Annotated in this window: 17 protein-coding genes and 2 pseudogenes; 4 read left to right on the top strand and 15 right to left on the bottom strand. The window is 53.2% G+C overall.

What is annotated here, in order from left to right:
• Positions 1-73 precede the first annotated feature (73 nt).
• From EL29_RS23245 to EL29_RS21865, 7 genes and pseudogenes are all read right to left on the bottom strand, one after another.
• A pseudogene (locus EL29_RS23245) lies at positions 74-226 on the bottom strand (SMP-30/gluconolactonase/LRE family protein); the annotation flags it as partial.
• A 99-nt stretch (positions 227-325) separates the two neighbouring features.
• Positions 326-789 (bottom strand): annotated as a pseudogene (locus EL29_RS21890) (DMT family transporter).
• 14 nt (positions 790-803) lie between these two features.
• Entirely contained in the window at positions 804-1,022 is a 219-nt protein-coding gene (locus EL29_RS23495; RefSeq protein ID WP_029571509.1) for a hypothetical protein, read from the bottom strand.
• 414 nt (positions 1,023-1,436) lie between these two features.
• On the bottom strand, positions 1,437-2,132 hold the full coding sequence (locus tag EL29_RS21880; protein WP_013027850.1) for an ROK family protein: 696 nt from the start codon (positions 2,130-2,132) through the stop codon (positions 1,437-1,439).
• Positions 2,133-2,150: 18 nt separating this feature from the next.
• Entirely contained in the window at positions 2,151-3,521 is a 1,371-nt protein-coding gene (zwf, locus tag EL29_RS21875; RefSeq protein WP_013027851.1) for a glucose-6-phosphate dehydrogenase, read from the bottom strand.
• Positions 3,522-3,538: 17 nt separating this feature from the next.
• The gene (gnd, locus tag EL29_RS21870; protein ID WP_028716035.1) at positions 3,539-4,543 is read right to left on the bottom strand and encodes a phosphogluconate dehydrogenase (NAD(+)-dependent, decarboxylating); all 1,005 of its coding nucleotides are present in this window, start codon (positions 4,541-4,543) and stop codon (positions 3,539-3,541) included.
• Between the two features lies 1 nt (position 4,544).
• Positions 4,545-7,046, bottom strand: a complete 2,502-nt coding sequence (locus EL29_RS21865) for a glucan 1,4-alpha-glucosidase (protein WP_029571508.1) — start codon at positions 7,044-7,046, stop codon at positions 4,545-4,547.
• A 788-nt stretch (positions 7,047-7,834) separates the two neighbouring features.
• On the opposite strand from EL29_RS21865, the gene EL29_RS23240 reads away from it, so the two are divergent.
• Positions 7,835-8,014, top strand: coding sequence for a hypothetical protein (locus tag EL29_RS23240; RefSeq protein ID WP_049791863.1), 180 nt, complete (start codon positions 7,835-7,837; stop codon positions 8,012-8,014).
• 230 nt (positions 8,015-8,244) lie between these two features.
• Here the strand turns inward: EL29_RS23240 and EL29_RS21855 are convergent, their stop codons facing one another.
• The 3 genes from EL29_RS21855 to EL29_RS21845 all read right to left on the bottom strand — a co-directional run bounded on the left by EL29_RS21855 (position 8,245) and on the right by EL29_RS21845 (position 9,898).
• On the bottom strand, positions 8,245-9,036 hold the full coding sequence (locus tag EL29_RS21855; protein ID WP_013027855.1) for an MBL fold metallo-hydrolase: 792 nt from the start codon (positions 9,034-9,036) through the stop codon (positions 8,245-8,247).
• 325 nt (positions 9,037-9,361) lie between these two features.
• A complete protein-coding gene (locus tag EL29_RS23235) occupies positions 9,362-9,625 on the bottom strand; it encodes a hypothetical protein (RefSeq protein WP_235193345.1) in 264 nt (87 codons plus the stop codon).
• Between the two features lie 39 nt (positions 9,626-9,664).
• Entirely contained in the window at positions 9,665-9,898 is a 234-nt protein-coding gene (locus EL29_RS21845) for a putative hemolysin (protein ID WP_013027857.1), read from the bottom strand.
• Between the two features lie 87 nt (positions 9,899-9,985).
• Between EL29_RS21845 and EL29_RS21840 the strand changes: the two genes are divergently transcribed.
• On the top strand, positions 9,986-10,558 hold the full coding sequence (locus EL29_RS21840) for an NADPH-dependent FMN reductase (protein ID WP_014598338.1): 573 nt from the start codon (positions 9,986-9,988) through the stop codon (positions 10,556-10,558).
• Between the two features lie 61 nt (positions 10,559-10,619).
• Here the strand turns inward: EL29_RS21840 and EL29_RS21835 are convergent, their stop codons facing one another.
• The 4 genes from EL29_RS21835 to parS all read right to left on the bottom strand — a co-directional run bounded on the left by EL29_RS21835 (position 10,620) and on the right by parS (position 15,186).
• Complete coding sequence (locus EL29_RS21835) at positions 10,620-11,555, bottom strand: flagellin N-terminal helical domain-containing protein (RefSeq protein ID WP_013027859.1); 936 nt, start codon at positions 11,553-11,555, stop codon at positions 10,620-10,622.
• Positions 11,556-12,239: 684 nt separating this feature from the next.
• Positions 12,240-13,634, bottom strand: a complete 1,395-nt coding sequence (fliD, locus tag EL29_RS21830; protein ID WP_014333136.1) for a flagellar filament capping protein FliD — start codon at positions 13,632-13,634, stop codon at positions 12,240-12,242.
• 644 nt (positions 13,635-14,278) lie between these two features.
• Positions 14,279-14,746 carry an RES family NAD+ phosphorylase gene (locus EL29_RS21825; protein WP_013027861.1) on the bottom strand — a complete coding sequence of 156 codons (468 nt, stop codon included), beginning with the start codon at positions 14,744-14,746 and terminating at the stop codon, positions 14,279-14,281.
• Positions 14,743-15,186 carry an Xre family toxin-antitoxin system antitoxin gene (parS, locus tag EL29_RS21820; protein ID WP_014598335.1) on the bottom strand — a complete coding sequence of 148 codons (444 nt, stop codon included), beginning with the start codon at positions 15,184-15,186 and terminating at the stop codon, positions 14,743-14,745. Before parS ends, EL29_RS21825 begins: the two co-directional genes overlap by 4 nt.
• A gap of 385 nt (positions 15,187-15,571) precedes the next feature.
• On the opposite strand from parS, the gene EL29_RS21815 reads away from it, so the two are divergent.
• The gene (locus EL29_RS21815; protein ID WP_013027863.1) at positions 15,572-15,796 is read left to right on the top strand and encodes a KTSC domain-containing protein; all 225 of its coding nucleotides are present in this window, start codon (positions 15,572-15,574) and stop codon (positions 15,794-15,796) included.
• Positions 15,797-15,950: 154 nt separating this feature from the next.
• Positions 15,951-16,646 carry a hypothetical protein gene (locus EL29_RS21810; RefSeq protein WP_014598334.1) on the top strand — a complete coding sequence of 232 codons (696 nt, stop codon included), beginning with the start codon at positions 15,951-15,953 and terminating at the stop codon, positions 16,644-16,646.
• A 75-nt stretch (positions 16,647-16,721) separates the two neighbouring features.
• Here the strand turns inward: EL29_RS21810 and rutR are convergent, their stop codons facing one another.
• The gene (gene rutR, locus EL29_RS21805; RefSeq protein WP_014598333.1) at positions 16,722-17,411 is read right to left on the bottom strand and encodes an HTH-type transcriptional regulator RutR; all 690 of its coding nucleotides are present in this window, start codon (positions 17,409-17,411) and stop codon (positions 16,722-16,724) included.
• Between the last annotated feature and the right edge of the window lie 302 nt (positions 17,412-17,713).

The following is a 17,713-nucleotide window of genomic DNA, read 5'->3' as shown; positions in this document are numbered from 1 at the left end:
CACGACCGAAGAAGATCGTAACAGATTCAGCCCCCTTGAGAGCGCAACATATAAATCAGTTGTGGACAATCCATCCGAGGCGTTCAGGCAGAGGCCAGCGCATGACTTCGCCGGTCTCTTCCTGAAAGGCAAGCATCAATATCTGTCCAGTAAAGTCTGCGTGTTCTTTGGGACCAGAGGGGCACTCGCCCAGCAAATTGCTGACATGGGCTGCTACTGAAAATATGTTATTTCTCCAGGAGGATAAAAGTTGCGAGGGTGAACGAACTGAAGGTCAGGCACGTCTGCGACTGGACATACGTCCCTAACCAGCAGTGTCGCTTGGTTAATACAGAAAATGCTCGGTAAGCCGGTCGCTAAAAAGCATGATGCCGAGCCCGGTCAGCATGACCAACACGCCACCCATCTTGATGAGCGAAACCGGCCGTCATATGGCGCCCAGCAGACCAAAATGGTCGATCACCTGTGATGAGCGACAATCGCCAACCCGAGCGGGGCTGAAAAACCGATTTTTGGTGCAAGTACCACATAGCTGAATAACGCACAGGCACCGATCTGTCCGCTCGCCAGACTCCACAGAGGCTGTGAAGGGATGGCAGCAAGGGCGGTGAAAACCCCTCCACGTAGCAGAGAGTAAACGCCTAGGCTCAACGCTCCGGCCGTAAAGGAAAACAACGCGGCGGTGACCGGGTCGCCCTCGAGCCCTTTTGCAAGCTGGCTGTTCAATGTTGTCTGCAGGGTAATACCCAGACCTGCTGCAAAAGCCAGTACGTAATAAATCGCGCTCATGCTGTTCATCTCAGTTAGTTTGCCTGCACCAGCGGCAGGAATTTTTCCGCAAAGATGTCAGGCTCATACCCTGCTGCCGTAAAAAGGTGTTCGCTTGATTCATCAATGGCTGCGCGAAGGCGTTCACTGTCCACACCCGCTTTCCCGGCTAACGCGGTCTGAAACGCAGAATGGAGGTCGGAGGTAAAAAACGCCAGATGGCGGGGTGTAAAGGTATTGATCCCGTCGAACATAAATTCAAACACCTTGCCGGTTTCAGGGCTAAGGAGGCCGCTGAAAGGATAGCGCTGGCGCAGGTCTCCGACGTTTTCCGGCGCACACCTGGTCTGTCAATGAGCTCGGGAGATGTCATCAGGGCGTGATGAAGCCGGGTGATGAGCCTGACAATGACGTTTGGGTTTGGCTCCCGCTCAATACGAATCCCCATGTCTATAAGGGTTTGGCAAGGGGGAACGCATGATGGAGTTATGGCGCGCATAGCGCCCCCGCTTTTTTGCTTCTGTTGTGTCCATAAGATGCGCGTCTGTGGAGGAGGATGGGGGCATTTTTTTCAGGCGGGCTGAACCAGGATGGTTGCTGCTGCTCCGCCAGAAAAAAGGCTATTCGTGATTCAGGAAAATATTTCCCATCGAATCAACGCGTTGAAATCAAGTAATTAATCTCGGATCGTTCCAGAGACGAAATCCCCCCTCGAATGCCAGTGTGTTGTCGCCTTTCCGGCACTTTGGCGGGAGTGAGTCAAGTTCATCTACGTTTCCTCCGCCTAAAACCACGTAGTCAGGCTGCAACGCGGTGGTCAGCATTTCCACCACGTCAAAAACCCGCGCCTGCCATTTTTTGTTCCCCTTTTTTACCCGGTAGGCTTCACCTACGTAGTGTTCGTAGCTATTGCCTTTGCGATAAGGTAAGTGAGCGATCTCCATGGGCTGAGCGACGTTTTCGATGATCATCGCAGCCCCTAGTCCCGTGCCAAGACCGAGGAACAGCATGCGTCCGCCCTGATAGGAACCCAGCGCCTGCATCAGGGCGTCGTTGACGATGCGAACAGGGCAGCCAAATGCGCCTGCATAGTCAAACCCCACCCAGCCCTCACCGAGGTTGGCGGGCTCCCGAATGGGTTTATTGTCCGCGACGGGACCCGGAAATCCCATCGCAATCACATCATAGGACATGCCTTCCGCCAGGGTCTTAACCGCGGCAACCATGTCTGCGGCCGACATGTTTTTTCCACTATCTGCCTTCTTTTTTACCCCGCCAGTGCTGGAGAGGATCTTCACATGGCTTCCGCCGATGTCGATGGACAAAACAACATGATCTTTCTTTTTTTTAGTTTGCCGCGTCATTGGTAATTCTCCATAGGCTCAAACGGGATCGACCCAGCCGCCGGGGGGCATAAAGTCCGCCATAGCGGCAGGCCCCCAGGTTCCTGGTTTGTAGGCAGGTGGAACGATTTTATCCTTCAGTACGGGTTCGACGATTTTCCAGGCCAGTTCTGCTGCATCCTGCCTGGTGAAAAGCTGACGATCGCCCGCCATGGCATCGCCAATCAGCCGCTCGTAGGGCGCCATATCGCCCAGACCATCGTCAAGCGCGGTGAGTTCGACCGCTTCACCCCGCATCTTTTCGCCGGACGCCTTGCGTCTCGCGCCGATGCCGATCGTAATATCCGGGCCGAGGCGAAAGCGGATATAGTTGGCGGGCTCGTCGGTAATTTCATCAAAAAGGGTAACCGGCGGTCGCCTGAAGCGCACAACCACTTCCGTGGCATGCGCGGGTAAATTTTTCCCAGCACGGATATAGAAGGGAACGCCACTCCAGCGCCATGTTGTAATCTGAAAGCGAACAGCAGCGAAGGTCTCCGTCGGAGAAGACGCGGCGACACCCGGTTCATCGGTATAGCCTTCAAACTGACCCCGTACCACGTCATCGTCTGACAGAGGCGGCATGGCCTTTAACACCTGGACTTTCTCATCAACCAGATCGTCGGATGCGCCGGAGGAGGGCGGTTCCATGGCAAGTAACAGAAGCACATTAACCAGGTGATTCTGGATCACGTCACGGATGCAGCCAACTTCGTCATAGAATTTGCCGCGTCCCTTGATGCCGAAGTCCTCAGCCATGGTGATCTGAACGCTTTCGATATGTTCGCGATTCCATATGGGTTCAAGGAAGCTGTTCGCAAAGCGAAAGTAGAGGAGGTTCTGGATAGCCTCCTTGCCCAGAAAGTGGTCGATGCGGAAAATCGCGTCCTCATCGAAAACCTTGTGCAGCACCTCGTTCAGCTGCTTTGCCGAAGCGAGATCGCGGCCAAACGGCTTTTCCACCATAAGTCGGGCGTTTTTCGCGATACCGGCCTCTGCCAGCCCCCCCGCAACCGTTTCGAACAGGGAGGGGGGAATGGCAAGGTAGTAGAGCGGGTTATGATGACCGGCAAGCGCCTCGCGCAGCCCGTCGAATGTTGACTGAGATCGATAATCGCCTGAAACGTAGGAAAGCCTGTCCGCCAGTGCGGCAAAGACCGCCTGATCGACCACATCGACATGTTTTTCAACCGCCTCTTTTGCACGCGCGATCAACTGGTCACGCGTCCAGTCTTCAAATGCAACACCGATAATGGGCGTACTAAGCGTTTTACGCTTCACCATTGCATAGAGAGAAGGGAAGATCATCTTGTAGGCAAGATCGCCGGTGACACCGAACACTACCAGCACATCTGATCGTTGCTGCGCCATCGCTGTGTACCTCCGCGTTACCTGGTTTTTTCCAAATGGCCGCCGAAGGCGTGCCGCATGGCTGAGAGGACTTTTTCGGCAAACAGTGCTTCGCCACGAGAAGAGAAACGCCCGAAAAGAGCAGACGCGAGAACCGGAGCAGGAACGCCCGTGTCGACAGCCGCCTGCAATGTCCAGCGCCCTTCACCGGAATCAGACACGCGGCCATCATAATGGTTGAGATTCGGGTCCTGTTTCAACGCTTCAGCTGTCAGATCCAGCAGCCAGGAGCCGATCACCGAACCATGTCGCCATACCTCTGTAACGGCGGGAAGGTTGATATCAAAACGATAATATTGCGGACTGGAAAGGGGAGCGGTTTCCGCATCAGCCTCCCGCTCGCCGGTTCCGCTATTGGCGGCCTTTAAAATGTTCAGGCCTTCGGCATAGGCGGCCATGACACCATATTCAATGCCATTATGTACCATCTTGACGAAGTGTCCGGCGCCTGCTGGCCCGCAATGAAGATAACCTCTCGGCGCCGTGCCCAGGGCCGCATCTTCCGCAATGTTCTGACCGGCACCGGGCGCAAGCGACGCAAAAATCGGGTCCAGGCGCTTCACGGCCGCCTGCGGGCCGCCAATCATCAGGGAGTAGCCACGCTCGAGGCCCCAAACGCCACCCGATGTGCCGACGTCGATATAGTCGATTCCGAGAGGTGAAAATTCCGCGGCGATATCGATAGCTTCACGGTAAAAGGAGTTGCCCCCATCGATAATAGCGTCGCCCTTATTCAGCGCTGCTGCGAACTCCCGCGCAATCTTTGGTGTTATCGCCGCGGGGAGCATGAGCCAGACCGCGCGCGGCGCCTCCAGCTTCGCAATCAGATCGCCAGGGGATAACGCGCCGGTTGCGCCTTCTTTAACCAGTGCGTCAACGTTATCGGCGTTCACGTCGTAAACGACGCATTCGTGGCCCTGTTTAAGAAGCCGACGTACCATGTTGGCGCCCATGCGGCCGAGACCTACCATTCCAATCTGCATATCATTCTCCATTGCCAATGCGGGTTTGATCGTTCGGTTCATTTACGACGTGAACGGTAAAATCGGTGTTTTCCCAATGTTCAACGTCAGGCCAGTAAAAGGTAAAGACAACACGGGTTCCTGCGGTTTCGTGCTGTACAGGCAGGTCCACGTAATAGGTTCCAAGCCCCGATGAGCGCGCCGGGGAGTCAGAAACGGTAGCCCAGTCATCCGTACTCCAGTGCACCAGGGCGTTCGCTTCCGTTTCCAGCCTCAGTTGCTTCCCGACAGGAAGGGAGGACACGCGGTTGTTAAAGCGCCATATGCGCAAATGCGATCCGGTCTGATTCCTGATATAGCGTTCAACGCCTTGGGGTGGCATATCGAAGACCGCGCCATCGCGAAGCGATCGCAGCAGTTTAATGTGTTCGGAATGTGCCCAGACAAGCGGCATGGCGCTACCGGAAGGACGCCCGAAGAACAGCGCCTTATCGGGAATATCGGGGCCGTCCCATACCTGTTCCGGTAACAGCCCGCCCGAGCCTGCCGATTTTTCCAGCGTGGCCAGGAGCGCCTCAGCCGCGTCGTGCCTGCCCGCTGCCAGCTCGTAATGCGCGCGTTCGCCCGCCAGCAGAGGCCAGGGACGCCCCTGGCCGATACCGTCGAACGGCGCGCCGTCTGCGTGTTCGCCATAGCCATCACCGGTGTACCGATACCACAATGGCCCCTGGGGTAAATCGACCCGAAGACTGTGGTCAATAGCCTTTATCGTATCAAGGATGTGCGGGTCGTCCGCTGCACGCAGGCCGAAACGCACCAGTGCCAGGGCATCCGGGCTCAGCACATCAGCGGTCGGCAGAAGCGCCCGATCCGGTGTCTGGTTGCGAATCTCGGTATTGCCGGATGCGCTGACCTCATCCGTTGCGCCCGACGGCGCGATGCGGACATAGTGACCGGAAATGCCAATCGAGGCGCAAAAATGAGGCTCCCCGGCAAAGGTCCATTTTTCAATCTGCTCATTCCAGCAGTCTGCGGTTTCTCGCAGGTGGTTTTTCGCCGCTTCATCTCCGTCTATCGAAAGCAGATCCGCGGCGGCAAGCAGTGCAGCGATCTCAACCGCCAGGGTAAACGGACTGTAGCCTGAGTCTTCCTCCCAGCGGTCCTCCGCGGTCGCCGGGCCGTTGGTCAAAATGTAGCAGGCCGCGCGGCGTAGCATAGGCATAAAGCGTTTCTGCGCTTTATTGTCGAGATAGCCGAGTCTGCGCAGCATATCCATAAGCAGAAGGGGGAATGCACACTCATCCATCTGGATGCCTGGCCAGTAGGGTTTTCCATCCAGCCACAGGTTCTGTGGCCACCTCCCGGAGGGCTCCTGAACACGACGGAGATATTCCAGAATGGCGAGTGCCTGGTCGGCATCGCCTGCGGCCAGGAAACCCCCTGCCGTTTCGACCAGGTCTCGCGGCCAGACCAGATGATAGCCGCCAAGATCGTCATCGCCCTTCGAAAATCCCCAGGGTATCGTCAGGCTCGCGACAACGGCGCCGGGACAATCAGCGGCTCTGTGCGAGGCCAGTACCGCCGTTGAAACCCGGTATGTATTGACGCCGTTTCGCGCTTCTTGATCGAGTGGAATGAGCCTGTCCTGCCACGCTTGCCAGTTGCGAATATACCCATCGCGCGCTTTATCAAAGCCCGCGTTAAGACTGGCGATTGCCGCCGCTGCGGCCTCGGATTCCGTTTGGCCGAAACCAATAGCCAGCGTGGCTTCACTACAGGCGCTGGTGAACGCCAGCTCTCCGGCAAGCGCGACATTGCCATCGTCTGCCCGCCGGTATTGGTTCACAAGGCGTCCCTGTTCTTTAAGCTGCTGCCAGCCGTCTGACAGACCGACAAACCCGGCGCTCATTGCCGTCCAGGGGATGTCGCAGACGAGCGCCAGATAGCGGGAGCGGCCGGTGGCGAAAAGCACTGGCTTATCGTTAAATTCGCCGATCCAGGCGGCGTTCATTTGTCCGGCATTCACCAGATGGGGAGCGAGCAGTGCGGTGACGGTGTAATCCTCAACGTTCCCCTTCAACGCGGTGAAGCGGACCCGCTGCAGCACACAGTCACGGGCCGGATCCGTAATGATGTCCTTCTCAAGCCTGTAGAGGCCGTCACGCGCCGTGTTGGTGATGGTGAAGGCCGGAATGCCTGGCGAGTGGGTTCGGGTTTCGGTCAGGCAGTCGCGCTTTTCTTCGGAGAAATAACCTTCAGGCCCCGTGATAACGAAGACGCAATCGCGGGTACAGGCGCTGTCAACGCGTGGATAATAGATTTCGTTGAGAACGCCGTGGCTCAAGGTGAACCAGACGCGCGAGTCTGATGAAAGGGCCGTGCCGATTCCGCTCTTGGCACTCGATGTCCATCGGGCTTCAATTCCTGGCCTTCCCGGGGCGGCGTCAACGCCTGCACGTAATGGCGGGTCGTCATGCTTCATGCACGTTTGCAACGGGACGGCGTCGCTGTCAGCGTTTGACATTTTTAGGATACCTTGGCGGTCTGCGTAAAAAATCTAGACGACGACGTTGCGGAGTAAATCCTGGCTTCATGCGGCGGCTTTTCTGTACCGGGGCAACCCGGTTCACCTTGCGCCTGAGCAATGTAGAACCAAACTCCAAGATTTATATAGCGCTGATAGTGTGTTGAATCAACCATCCCTATCAGCGCAGCAACACCGAAAATTATTCACGACAAGACGACTTTTCGCCGCTCACCTTCATCCGCACATGAACGTCCTCCTCACTGACGCATTAACCGCCGCGACCCGCTCCCCTTTATCGCGCGGACACTAAACCCGCGCCCCATCGGGTAATCCCTCTGGGTAGCCAGGGCGACGATGCGCCTTGCTTCAGACGAACCCGACTGATGCCCGGCAGCGCAAGAACGTGCGTCCTGATAGCACCGCTCTCCCGTCTGGATTTTCAGCTAAACGCATGAAATCACATCATTTAAAGGGCTGTACCCGACTACGTCGGGCGTACGGCGCTGAGCCGCATCTCTGCACTTATCGCTGTAGTCCTGGTCAGGCTAAAGGTCTGGCTCAACGATCGCTTTGTGCCCGTAGCGGACGTGATAGCAGGGTAGGTCAGATATCTAATGTACAAGGCCCGATCGGGCAAGGCAGCGTGAGATACCCTGTGGCCAGCTACGTTGAGCCTGGCAGGTAAATCGACAGTGCGCCCCTGCGTAATGTCTTTTTTTGCAATGCCTAAAAGCAGAAAACTTACATCGTGTTACGAGATAAACCCCATCGCTAAAGGTGACTGTATGTCACAGCCGAAAATGACAGATGCTGATTACATCTTGCTGGCCAACTTCCGCGCAAAATTACGCAGATTTATTGCCTTTAGTGAAAGTCAGGCTCGCAATGTGGGATTGACGCCACAGCAACATCAGGCGCTGCTGACTATTTGGGTAGCGCGAGAAGCAACGGCAACGGTGGGTTAAGTTGCAGAGCGGCTGATTTTAAAACCGCACGGCGCGTCTGGGCTGATTAGCCGCCTGCAGAACGCCGGGCTCATCACTCGTCAGGCCGATGAATCGATTGACGCCTCAGGCGGAAGCCTTGCTTGAGGCGAGCGCTGGCGCATATCAAAGCGCTCAAAACGCCAAAACCTTTGCAGGTAGAACGGGTCGGTGAGCTTGATGGCTGACAGCGCTGGAGCTGTCAGCCGCGGTTAGCGTAAACAATCGATATATTTTTGCGCCGACTGCTTCACCACACTGCTGGCATCGGCAATAATATCGCGCCCTTCAAATGCGCTGTAAAGTTTCCTGAAATCATAGGGTTGAAGTCGATTGACGATCGCAGTGATTGTCGCGGCGGGTAAAGGAAGCATATTGGGATAACTCCACATAAAAGAGACTGCGTTTGACCCTGCGCTAACCTGCACGATATCACCAGACAGCACGATGCCATCCTCCTTGGCCCAGTGCAGCACGGTTCCACCTTCAAAGTGTCCTCCCAGACGTAACAGTGTCACATCAGGCATGAGGATTTTTGTCTCACCTTCCCATAACCGCAGATAGGGGCTGTCACGCATAATCCACTCGCTGTCACTGGCGTGCAGGTAAATCGGCGCATCAAAGACCGCTGCCCAGTCTTGCATGGTGCTGTAGTAATGAGGATGAGAAACCGCAATCGCGCTGATGCCGCCCAGGGCACGAACGATGTCAATCGTGGCATCGTCAAGATCGGGAATGCAGTCCCAAAGTACGTTGCCCTGCGTGCCCTTTACAAGAAAGGCCCGCTGACCAATAGCAAATTCAGGAACCGTTTGCAGGCTGAATAATCCCTTTTCCAGCTGAGACCATTTATTACTGTGGGCCGCATGCAACGCCTCAGGTGAAATCCACTGTTGTCCTGTTGCCGGGACATACTGACGTTCGTCCTCACAGATTTTACAGCGATCAATGTGAACATCCTGCTGTTGATAAGACGTGCCGCACGTGAGGCAAATTTTGATCATCCTGCGTTCTCCCTTAACCCTTTCAGATTAATTTTAGAGCCTGTATCAGGTGCAGGTTTCAATTTGTGCCATAGGGCGTGAAGGACAATTAATGGCTGTAGACCAAAAAATGGACGTTGCTGATGTAAAACTGCGCCACCTGGGTCATGCCAAGACGCTCGTGCGCCTGAATTGATCGACGATTATCAGCCTGGATAAACAGCACCGGGGCTTTATTGCCGTAGTGACTGCGCAGTTCATCGTACAGACGCAGCAGCAGGCCCTGACCGCGGGCCCGGGTGCTGATGCAGGCCGGGCCATAAATCCAGCACTGCTTCCCGGGCGGCTAGGCGCGCAACATGGCGTTCACCACCTCCGGGCCTTGCCGGAATGATGAGGTGCTAAATAACACGCCGGCAATCCCCGCCGCACACTGCGCGACTGCCACTATGGCGCCAGGGTGATTCAGCATGCCGGCAACTTTTTCGGCGGGGAAATCGCCATTCAGCGCGCCGCCATTGCCCGCTGCGTTTTCCTGAAGCAGTGCCGTGATGCCTGCCAGGTCATGCGTCGTTGCTTGCCGGACGAGATAGTTATCCGGGGCAGGCATAATGCGATACTCCCTTAAAGATGATGCCGCCGTCCGGTTTTACGGGGTATTGCGGCGGTACAATGCCCACTCATCTATGCGTTCTCCCGAAGGCAAGGTACAGTATCCCTCTTCGCCAGCTGCTGTTTTCACGCTGTCAATTTTGCCGCCGACAGCAAGGCAATGCTGGGATGCAGGATTAGCCAGCTGTGATGTCGATGTTTCACGCGGTGAGGGTGAGGACAGACAGCCAGAGAGCAGCAGAGAGAGTAAAATCGGTAAAAAGGTTCTCATATAACCTGCTTGTTGTTGAAGAGCGCATTCATATGCTATCTGGATTTATCGGGTAAATCATTATAGCCACTCAAAAGGAGAAGGATGATGTCTGACAAACCGTTAAAAATCGTCACGCTGCTGGGAAGCCTGAGGCAAGGCTCGTACAACGCCATGATCGCACGTGCACTCCCACAGCTGGCACCAGAAGGAATGACCATAGATGCACTGCCATCCATTCGGGATATTCCACTGTACGACGCGGATCTTCAGCAAGAAGAGGGATTCCCCGCCACGGTTGACACGCTGGCTGCACGTATTCGCGAGGCTGATGGCGTCATTATCGTCACACCCGAATATAACTACTCCGTGCCTGGCGGTTTAAAGAATGCCATTGACTGGTTATCTCGCGTACCGAATCAACCTTTGGCGGGAAAACCTGTGGCGATTCAAACCAGTTCCATGGGCGCTATTGGTGGAGCACGTTGTCAGTATCACCTGCGTCAGATTCTGGTATTTCTCGATGCCATGGTGCTGAACAAGCCGGAATTTATGGGTGGGGCGATCCAGAATAAAGTCGATGAGCAGGCCGGGAAGGTGATTGAGCAGGGCACGCTGGAACATCTGGCAAAACAGTTAGCCGCGTTCAGTGATTTTATTCGCAGGGTAAGCGAGGGGTGATTTAAGTTAATCCTCTGAGAAGAACCACGCTCTGCAAAAAGCGTGGTTCTTAAATTGTCGATTAACGAAGTAAAGACAGCATAGTCTGAGGTACCTGATTGGCCTGGGCCAGTACCGACGATCCCGCCTGCTGCAGAATCTGCGCGCGTGACATGTTCGACACTTCCGTTGCATAGTCCGCATCCTGGATACGGCTTCGTGCTGCAGTCAGGTTAGTCACGGTGTTATTCAGGTTACTGATTGTAGACTCAAAGCGGTTCTGAGATGCACCCAGCAGGCTGCGCTGACTGTCGACGGCCTTGATGGCTTTATCGATATCCGCCAGTGGGGTGCTGCCTGATGCGGTGCCACCACTACCGCCGGTTACGGCACCCTTCAGCACGTCAAAACCAATAGCCGCAGTGCTACGGGCGGTTCCGTTAACTGTCTGGCCAGTGGTCACGCTGGTATTCTGCACGGTGCCTGACGAGGCGTTACCGGCCGCAGCAAGATCGAAGCTGTCACTGGAACTCAGGGTGATACCGATAGTCTGGCCATCCTGCGCCCCGACCTGGAAATTGTAAGTGCTGCTACCCGATCCCGTGTTGAGGACTTTCAGACCGTTGAAATCTGTTTGCTTGGTATCGCGGTCAATCTCCTGCATACGCTGGTTAACTTCAGCCTGGATTGAGTCAATATCGGATGCTGAGTTGGAGCTGTTCTGAGCCTGAACAGTCAGGTCACGGACGCGCTGCAGGTTGTTGTTTATTTCATCCAGTGCACCTTCAGCCGTCTGAGACAATGAAATACCGTCATTGGCGTTACGTGCGGCAACCGTCAGGCCGTCAATATTTGATGTGAAACGGTTAGCAATCGCTTCACCGGCCGCGTCATCTTTGGCGCTGTTGATACGCAGGCCTGATGACAGGCGCTCGATCGCCGTACCCAATGATGACTGTGACTTATTCAGGTTGTTTTGAGTAATTAACGACAGAACGTTTGTGTTGATCACTGACATGGTAAATTCCTTCTTATAGAAACGTATTATTTACGCATTATTATTATCGAGCTGACCACGCCAAACTTTAATGAAAAGACGCCAGTTAAGATTAATTAGTGAATGGTTTTTTTTACAGGGCGGTGAAGTTGTAAATACAGAAACAACTCAGAAAAAAGTTATTATAAGCACACACAAACCTCAATCAGAAGAATAACTTTTTAAAGGTTGAAAACCTTTTGTTACAGCATCTCTCATCAAAAAGCACAGATGATTAAATATTTACATTATTAGCCGCATGGGATGATGAGTCATGTTTTTTCTGTAACACAGCCTCTCATTAAGGAAATTGCATTAATTCTCCCTAATTAAAAAGTAAGATATATCATTATCCGGCATTACGATGATAATCATTATTTTTTTACATTTTCCCACAAGAAAGACAGACGTCCGTAATCAAGAAAATTGCTGGCAGCGTTAAAACCAGTTTGTCATGAAAAACGACGGGAGTTCAGCCTTGGCTCTCATGCCCAGAGACATCGGTTAGCGGACGGGTAATAATGTTGAACGGATTTCTCGTGTTCAGCTTAAGCCGAGAAGGGAAGAACGAGGAACCGGTCTGGGAAAGGATAACATCAAACGGCGGCGCGCTGATGGCAAGGTGTACCATCAGCGCGGAAGATAAAAATTTCGGTTAAACCAGAATTACATTTTTGCGAACTGTGCAGAGAGGTAATCCCCCGTCTGCGTCATTGAAGACACCAGCGTACTCAGATTGGTGAACTCCGTTTTATACTGCGCCATGACCGCGGTGATCTGATCATTAACGTTGTTATATTGATCAGACAACTGTTTTAGCGAGGTATTAATCCCTGTCGTCGCGTTTGATACCGTGCCGTTGCTGGCTAACATATCATTGAGTCTGTTGGTCACCTGCGTCGCGAACCCCGTAGTTTTGCCATCACCGGTCAGAAAACTTAAAACATCTGCAGGCTGATTGGTTAAGGCGGCATTCAGCTTGGTGCTGTCTACCGTCAGGTCACCTTTATCGTCCTGGGTAATGCCGAGTTGTGAGAGTACCTGAATGCTTCCGCTACCCTGAGGATCGGAAAACTGGCTGCGCAGGCTGGTCTGGATATTCATTAACGTATTATCCCCCAGCAGATCGCCATTATCGGTACTTGGCGCCTGGCCTTCCTGCACGGGTGTATAATTTGTCTGATCTGCAATGGTTTTTTGCAGGGAATTATAGGCATCAACGTACGTCTGAATCGCCGTCGCCATAGGCGTGGTATCCGTGGCGATAGATAAGGTTTCAGGGGAACCGCTGTTAACTTTATTCAGATTCAGTGTGACCCCTTCAGGGGCATCGGTGACGATGTTGCTGCTGCGCGTGATAGCCAAACCGTTTATCTTCAACTGAGCATCCTGAGCAGCAACCTGCTGTGTCATGCCGTTATTACTGCCGCCACTGCTGTAACTGATATACTGTGACAGCGTCGAGTCATTGGTGCTGACGGTCATCGCATTCGCGGTACCGCTATCACGTGCGGTCAGGGACAAATAGTAGGTGTTATCGTTTGCCATAATCACGCTGGCATTAACGCTACCTTGCTGCTTGTTAATTGCATCACGGATATCTGTCAGGCTGGTCTGATCCTGGTTTAAGGTCACGGTCAGCGGCGATTTCTGCCCAGACTGGCTGATGGTAATCGTACGTGATGCCATGCTGCTGTCACCGAGATCGGTACTTTCGCTGCTGGCGGACTTAGAAAGCAGAGACTGCGCGGCGGCGAGCTGATCGACCTCAACGGAATAGTTTCCGGCTGCGGCACCGCTGGCAAGCGTGGCAGTAAAGGCGGTATTTGAGCTGGTGACTTTGGTTGTGGCAATGCTCGAGGCATTTTCCAGCGCAGAGGCGGCCGTTTGCAATTTCGACATTGAACTCTGAACCACGCCCCAGGCCGTCAGCTGCGCATTATAAGACGCCTGCTGATTAGTAATCGGTGTCAGTTGCGCCTGCTCAGCTGACTGTAAATTATCATATAACGTGTTGAGGTCGAGGTTAGTACCAGCGCCGAGTGTGCTTATGCTTGCCATATTCTTGTCCTGATGAAGTGACACCAGAATTAAAAATACAATGCATTAATCAGGGGTTTTTCTGATTTTAAATGTTGTTGCAAATCGGTTTATTGTCATTACTTAACCATCAATTTTCTGTTAAGGAGGTAAAAAATTGTTAACGCAATAACAATTTGAAATTCTTCCGGGGCGGTTAATTTGGCTTTTGAATAATCTACATCGGTGCCGTCTGCAAACACATCAGCGATTAATCAGTCATTTAGCCAGCATCCTCTACCTTAAGCCAAATTCATTTTTCCTAATCATCATGGCTCAGTTATTCACTCTGCTTATCCTGTTTTAACCACGATCGACGACAAATTGATGCAAAAAACGGAAAAATACTTAATGCAAATTATGCGGTGTCCTGAAAATATCCGTCGCTAATCAATGCGTTTACAACCGGGCCAGAAAGGTGGATGACTGCTTTTTATTGCGTATTCTTCCCTGTTTCCGGTAAAAAATATTTTCGCTGCGCGTTAAGTTTACGATTGTTACATCCATTTACGGCAGCGATCGAAACGTTAACAAAGGTGCACGTTGAAGCACATATCGCAAAGCGGAGCCCAACCCGATGTCAGGGCGCAGGGCGACGTGAAGAGGTGCATATTAATGCGTCGGCTTTATACCTGTCGGGAAAAACGTGCGTCAAAAAGGAAGGGGATGTTTACCGCCTGTCTGACGATCGCACTGAATTCAGGATGCTCGGGATTGAGAAGATAATTCGATTCCACGGGCGAAAGGGCACTGGGCACGCGCAGTGCGACCGATCCCCCGCTTTGTATCCAGGCATCACCAAATAAACGCAGCGCTGCAGGCGCTTCCGGTGCGGCCCAGTCGTCAGGCAGTTGCTTGATATCAATCCATTCAATCAGCCTGTCGGGAACGTCAATGCTCATGAGGGTAAAAAAGTCCAGCACGCTGGCGCTTTGCAGATGGATAAGCGTCTCCAGCATGGTGAGGGAAGCAGTTTCAGAAGCGTAGACCATCGATACGCCGACGCTGTTCCAGCGTCCGCCGCCTTCACGGGCACCAAAACCGCTCCAGGCCGACCCCAGATAGCGCGTTTTGGTCATGCGATAGAGCTTCAAGAATACACACCGTGTTCAAGCCGGGTAATGAGTTTCAGCACTTCATAAGCACCGGTTTCTGACGCAACCAGATCGGCCGGTTTTTTATTGCCTAAGGCGCGCGCAGGCTCATTGAGCCACTGCCGTGCCTTTTCTTTATCACCCTCAAACAGCTCAACCGCACGATCCATCACGCGAATAAAACGCACCAGCCGTTCGCTCTGCTCCGCAGTAAAGCGGCTTTTAACGCCGCGGGTGAAGGTTGAGCCCGCAATGCCGGTCATACGGCGCAGTTCTGCCTGAGAGATTTGCGCCCAGGTGACAATGCGACTGGCTACCGTGCCGTCCAGACCATCATCGATTTGATCCATCAGCATCACGCCGTCAGCACTGCTCAGGCCAGCAAATTGCCATAGACGATCCGGTTCTGCAGCGGATACGGGTAAAGTGAACTGTTTCATCATCACCTCCATTTGGTTGTTCTATTATAGCCAAATGGTGATATCGTTCAATCAGTTATTGATGCACTGTCATCATAAGAAAATAAAGTCGTTTTATCATTTCTCTGGCTGCAGACAGAGAAACGAAGTTATACCGCCTTGACGGTCAGCGCCGGGGCTGACAAGAAAACGTAAAGCGTGGCTGAAAACAAAGGAAAAACGGCTACGAACGACGCATTTAGCTGGACGTCATTACAGGTACACCATGGTCAGTGTGGCTTCTACAGGCAGGGCATCATTTTTTAATATGGCAAGATTTTTACCCAAGGCAACTCTTATCGATGACTGTGTTATATTGCCGCTCTTAAACGCAGGTACTGGGCTCAACCGATAGGGACTATCCGTTATGAAACGACACGATATTAATTCTTCCTCTCTGTTCCGCAGTGCGGGATTCGACCCGACGTCAGGTGTACTGGAACTTGAATACCGCAATGGCACCTGCCGTCGCTGGCTTGCCGTGCCTGCTCATACCTATCAGGGATTCTGTGCTGCCCTCGATCAGGACGCTTTTTTCCGCGAAAGTATCGACAACCGTTTCTTCTCCATGTATCAAAAGAGTGATGCCTAGCGCGCATTGCTGAAGCCCTGAAAACATTGACCGCCGTCACCGTTTTCAGGGCATTGACGTGGCAGGGATAACCAGACACATTCGGGTCTGCCTGTTTCTGGCTGCCAGTATTATCCCTGCAGGCTGATCTTTCTGTCTGCGCAGTGAGGTAACGATGAAAAAATCGCTTATCCGCGTTTTTTTAAGTTTAGTCACCCGCATGGCTGTGGTACTCGTTGCACTGACAGGAATAACGGTTGCCGCCGAAAACATTCCCTCGTCCGCGCGCTCCGCTGAGCAACCCTGCTGTGGTCCCGTCACGCCTGCCGCTCAGGCGATCCTCACCGTGCTTGATCGGTCGGACGTTGAGCATTTATGGCTCAATCATCATCACGTCAACTGGGAAACCGGTCAGCCTGACAAGCCCGATGACTACTCAGGCCCCGGCAATCATACTCACTGCAGTGCGTTTGCGGCGGCCATGGGGGCCCGGCTGGGTGTGTATATGCTCAGGCCACCAGAGCACAGCCAGATATTGCTCGCAAGCGCGCAGACACGCTGGTTCGACAGTCAGGAAGGGCGTCAGGCGGGCTGGATTAGGGCGGCCGATGCACTACATGCACAGCAGCTTGCTAACCAGGGAATGCTGGTCGTGATTTCCTATGAAAGCCCCGATAAGCACAGGCCTGGCCATATCGTTATTGTCCGACCTTCATTAATTACGCTGGCGAGATTGCGCGCAGAGGGGCCTTACATCACCCAGGCCGGAACCCATAACCTGCTTGTCGGCAATGCAGCCACTGCGTTTGCGGGCCACCCGGGCGCCTGGCCTGACGGCGTGAAGTTTTTTGCGCACGCATTAAGGCAATGACGCCGGGAGAGATGCGAGGCCAGTTTAGCCTGTGGTGTAAGCGGCCTGGAACAGTAGCGTTCTGCCCGCCATTTTTTACGCCCGAATCTGAATCCCTTCGGTAATGATGTGCTGGACACTTTTCACCGTTTGTTCAAAAAACACAGGATCGCTGAGTGTTTTACCGGTAATCGCCTCAACCTGCACCCCAAAATCTGCGTAATGCTGAGTGGTGGCCCACAGCATAAAAATCAACTGCATAGGATCGATGGGTGCGATCAACTCATCTTTAATCCAGCCGCGAATCACGTCCGATTTATCCTCCACCAGCGTTTTCAGGCTGCCGCCCAGCTCCTGTTTCAGCAACGGTGCGCCCTGAACCATCTCCAGACAAAATAATCGTGAGGCCTGGGGATGGTCACGGGAGACGCAAAGCTTCAGACGAATATATTCCCGTATTGCTTCCAGAGGATGCTGATCGGACTGCAGTGCTTTAAGCGGTGCCAGCCAGATATCCAGCAGCCCTTTGAGCACCGCAATGTATAAATCTTCTTTCGAGGGAAAGTAATAGAACAGATTGGTTTTCGAGACATCCGCGCGTTCAGCAACCTGCTCAAGACGGGTGCCGTGAAAGCCATACAGTGAGAAGAATTCCAGTGCAGCGGCCATGATAGCGCCACGTTTGGCAGCAACCGCTCGCGAACGTCGCGTCACAGATTTCGATGGCGTTTTCGCGGCGAGGTTTTCTCCGGCGTCAGATCCCGGGTTTTCGGACAATGGCTTCACAACATTTCCCTGATACACACAACAAGGCCAAAAGCATAACAAATAGGCATTAAGGCGACTATCGTCATACGCGTTATTTATAAACACAACCTGATAACAACCCAGCACAACCAATATTTAACAAAACTGCACCATTTGCGCTCAACTCTGCCTGATTAACGTGCAGTTATTTTTGAGTAAATGGTCTGTTTTAGACCATTTACTCCATTATAAATCTACACAATCCCATAACATTCTGTTTTAAATGGCTTTTTAAAAACTGGCATCCGCTTTGCAAATGTCCTTACGTCAGGAGATTTCAG

The sequence above is a fragment of the Pantoea ananatis LMG 2665 genome, from assembly GCF_000710035.2.
Taxonomy (GTDB): Bacteria; Pseudomonadota; Gammaproteobacteria; order Enterobacterales; family Enterobacteriaceae; genus Pantoea; species Pantoea ananatis.
This window is presented reverse-complemented; position numbering and strand designations above follow the sequence as displayed.

Coding starts and splice junctions, on each gene's coding strand:
- zwf (WP_013027851.1), bottom strand. CDS start 3,521: ATGGCGCAGCAACGATCAGATGTGCTGGTAGTGTTCGGTGTCACCGGC.
- EL29_RS23495 (WP_029571509.1), bottom strand. CDS start 1,022: ATGTTCGACGGGATCAATACCTTTACACCCCGCCATCTGGCGTTTTTT.
- EL29_RS21865 (WP_029571508.1), bottom strand. CDS start 7,046: ATGTCAAACGCTGACAGCGACGCCGTCCCGTTGCAAACGTGCATGAAG.
- parS (WP_014598335.1), bottom strand. CDS start 15,186: ATGAAACAGTTCACTTTACCCGTATCCGCTGCAGAACCGGATCGTCTA.
- EL29_RS21840 (WP_014598338.1), top strand. CDS start 9,986: ATGTCTGACAAACCGTTAAAAATCGTCACGCTGCTGGGAAGCCTGAGG.
- EL29_RS21855 (WP_013027855.1), bottom strand. CDS start 9,036: ATGATCAAAATTTGCCTCACGTGCGGCACGTCTTATCAACAGCAGGAT.
- EL29_RS21815 (WP_013027863.1), top strand. CDS start 15,572: ATGAAACGACACGATATTAATTCTTCCTCTCTGTTCCGCAGTGCGGGA.
- EL29_RS23240 (WP_049791863.1), top strand. CDS start 7,835: ATGTCACAGCCGAAAATGACAGATGCTGATTACATCTTGCTGGCCAAC.
- EL29_RS23235 (WP_235193345.1), bottom strand. CDS start 9,625: ATGCCTGCCCCGGATAACTATCTCGTCCGGCAAGCAACGACGCATGAC.
- fliD (WP_014333136.1), bottom strand. CDS start 13,634: ATGGCAAGCATAAGCACACTCGGCGCTGGTACTAACCTCGACCTCAAC.
- EL29_RS21880 (WP_013027850.1), bottom strand. CDS start 2,132: ATGACGCGGCAAACTAAAAAAAAGAAAGATCATGTTGTTTTGTCCATC.
- gnd (WP_028716035.1), bottom strand. CDS start 4,543: ATGCAGATTGGAATGGTAGGTCTCGGCCGCATGGGCGCCAACATGGTA.
- EL29_RS21810 (WP_014598334.1), top strand. CDS start 15,951: ATGAAAAAATCGCTTATCCGCGTTTTTTTAAGTTTAGTCACCCGCATG.
- EL29_RS21835 (WP_013027859.1), bottom strand. CDS start 11,555: ATGTCAGTGATCAACACAAACGTTCTGTCGTTAATTACTCAAAACAAC.
- EL29_RS21845 (WP_013027857.1), bottom strand. CDS start 9,898: ATGAGAACCTTTTTACCGATTTTACTCTCTCTGCTGCTCTCTGGCTGT.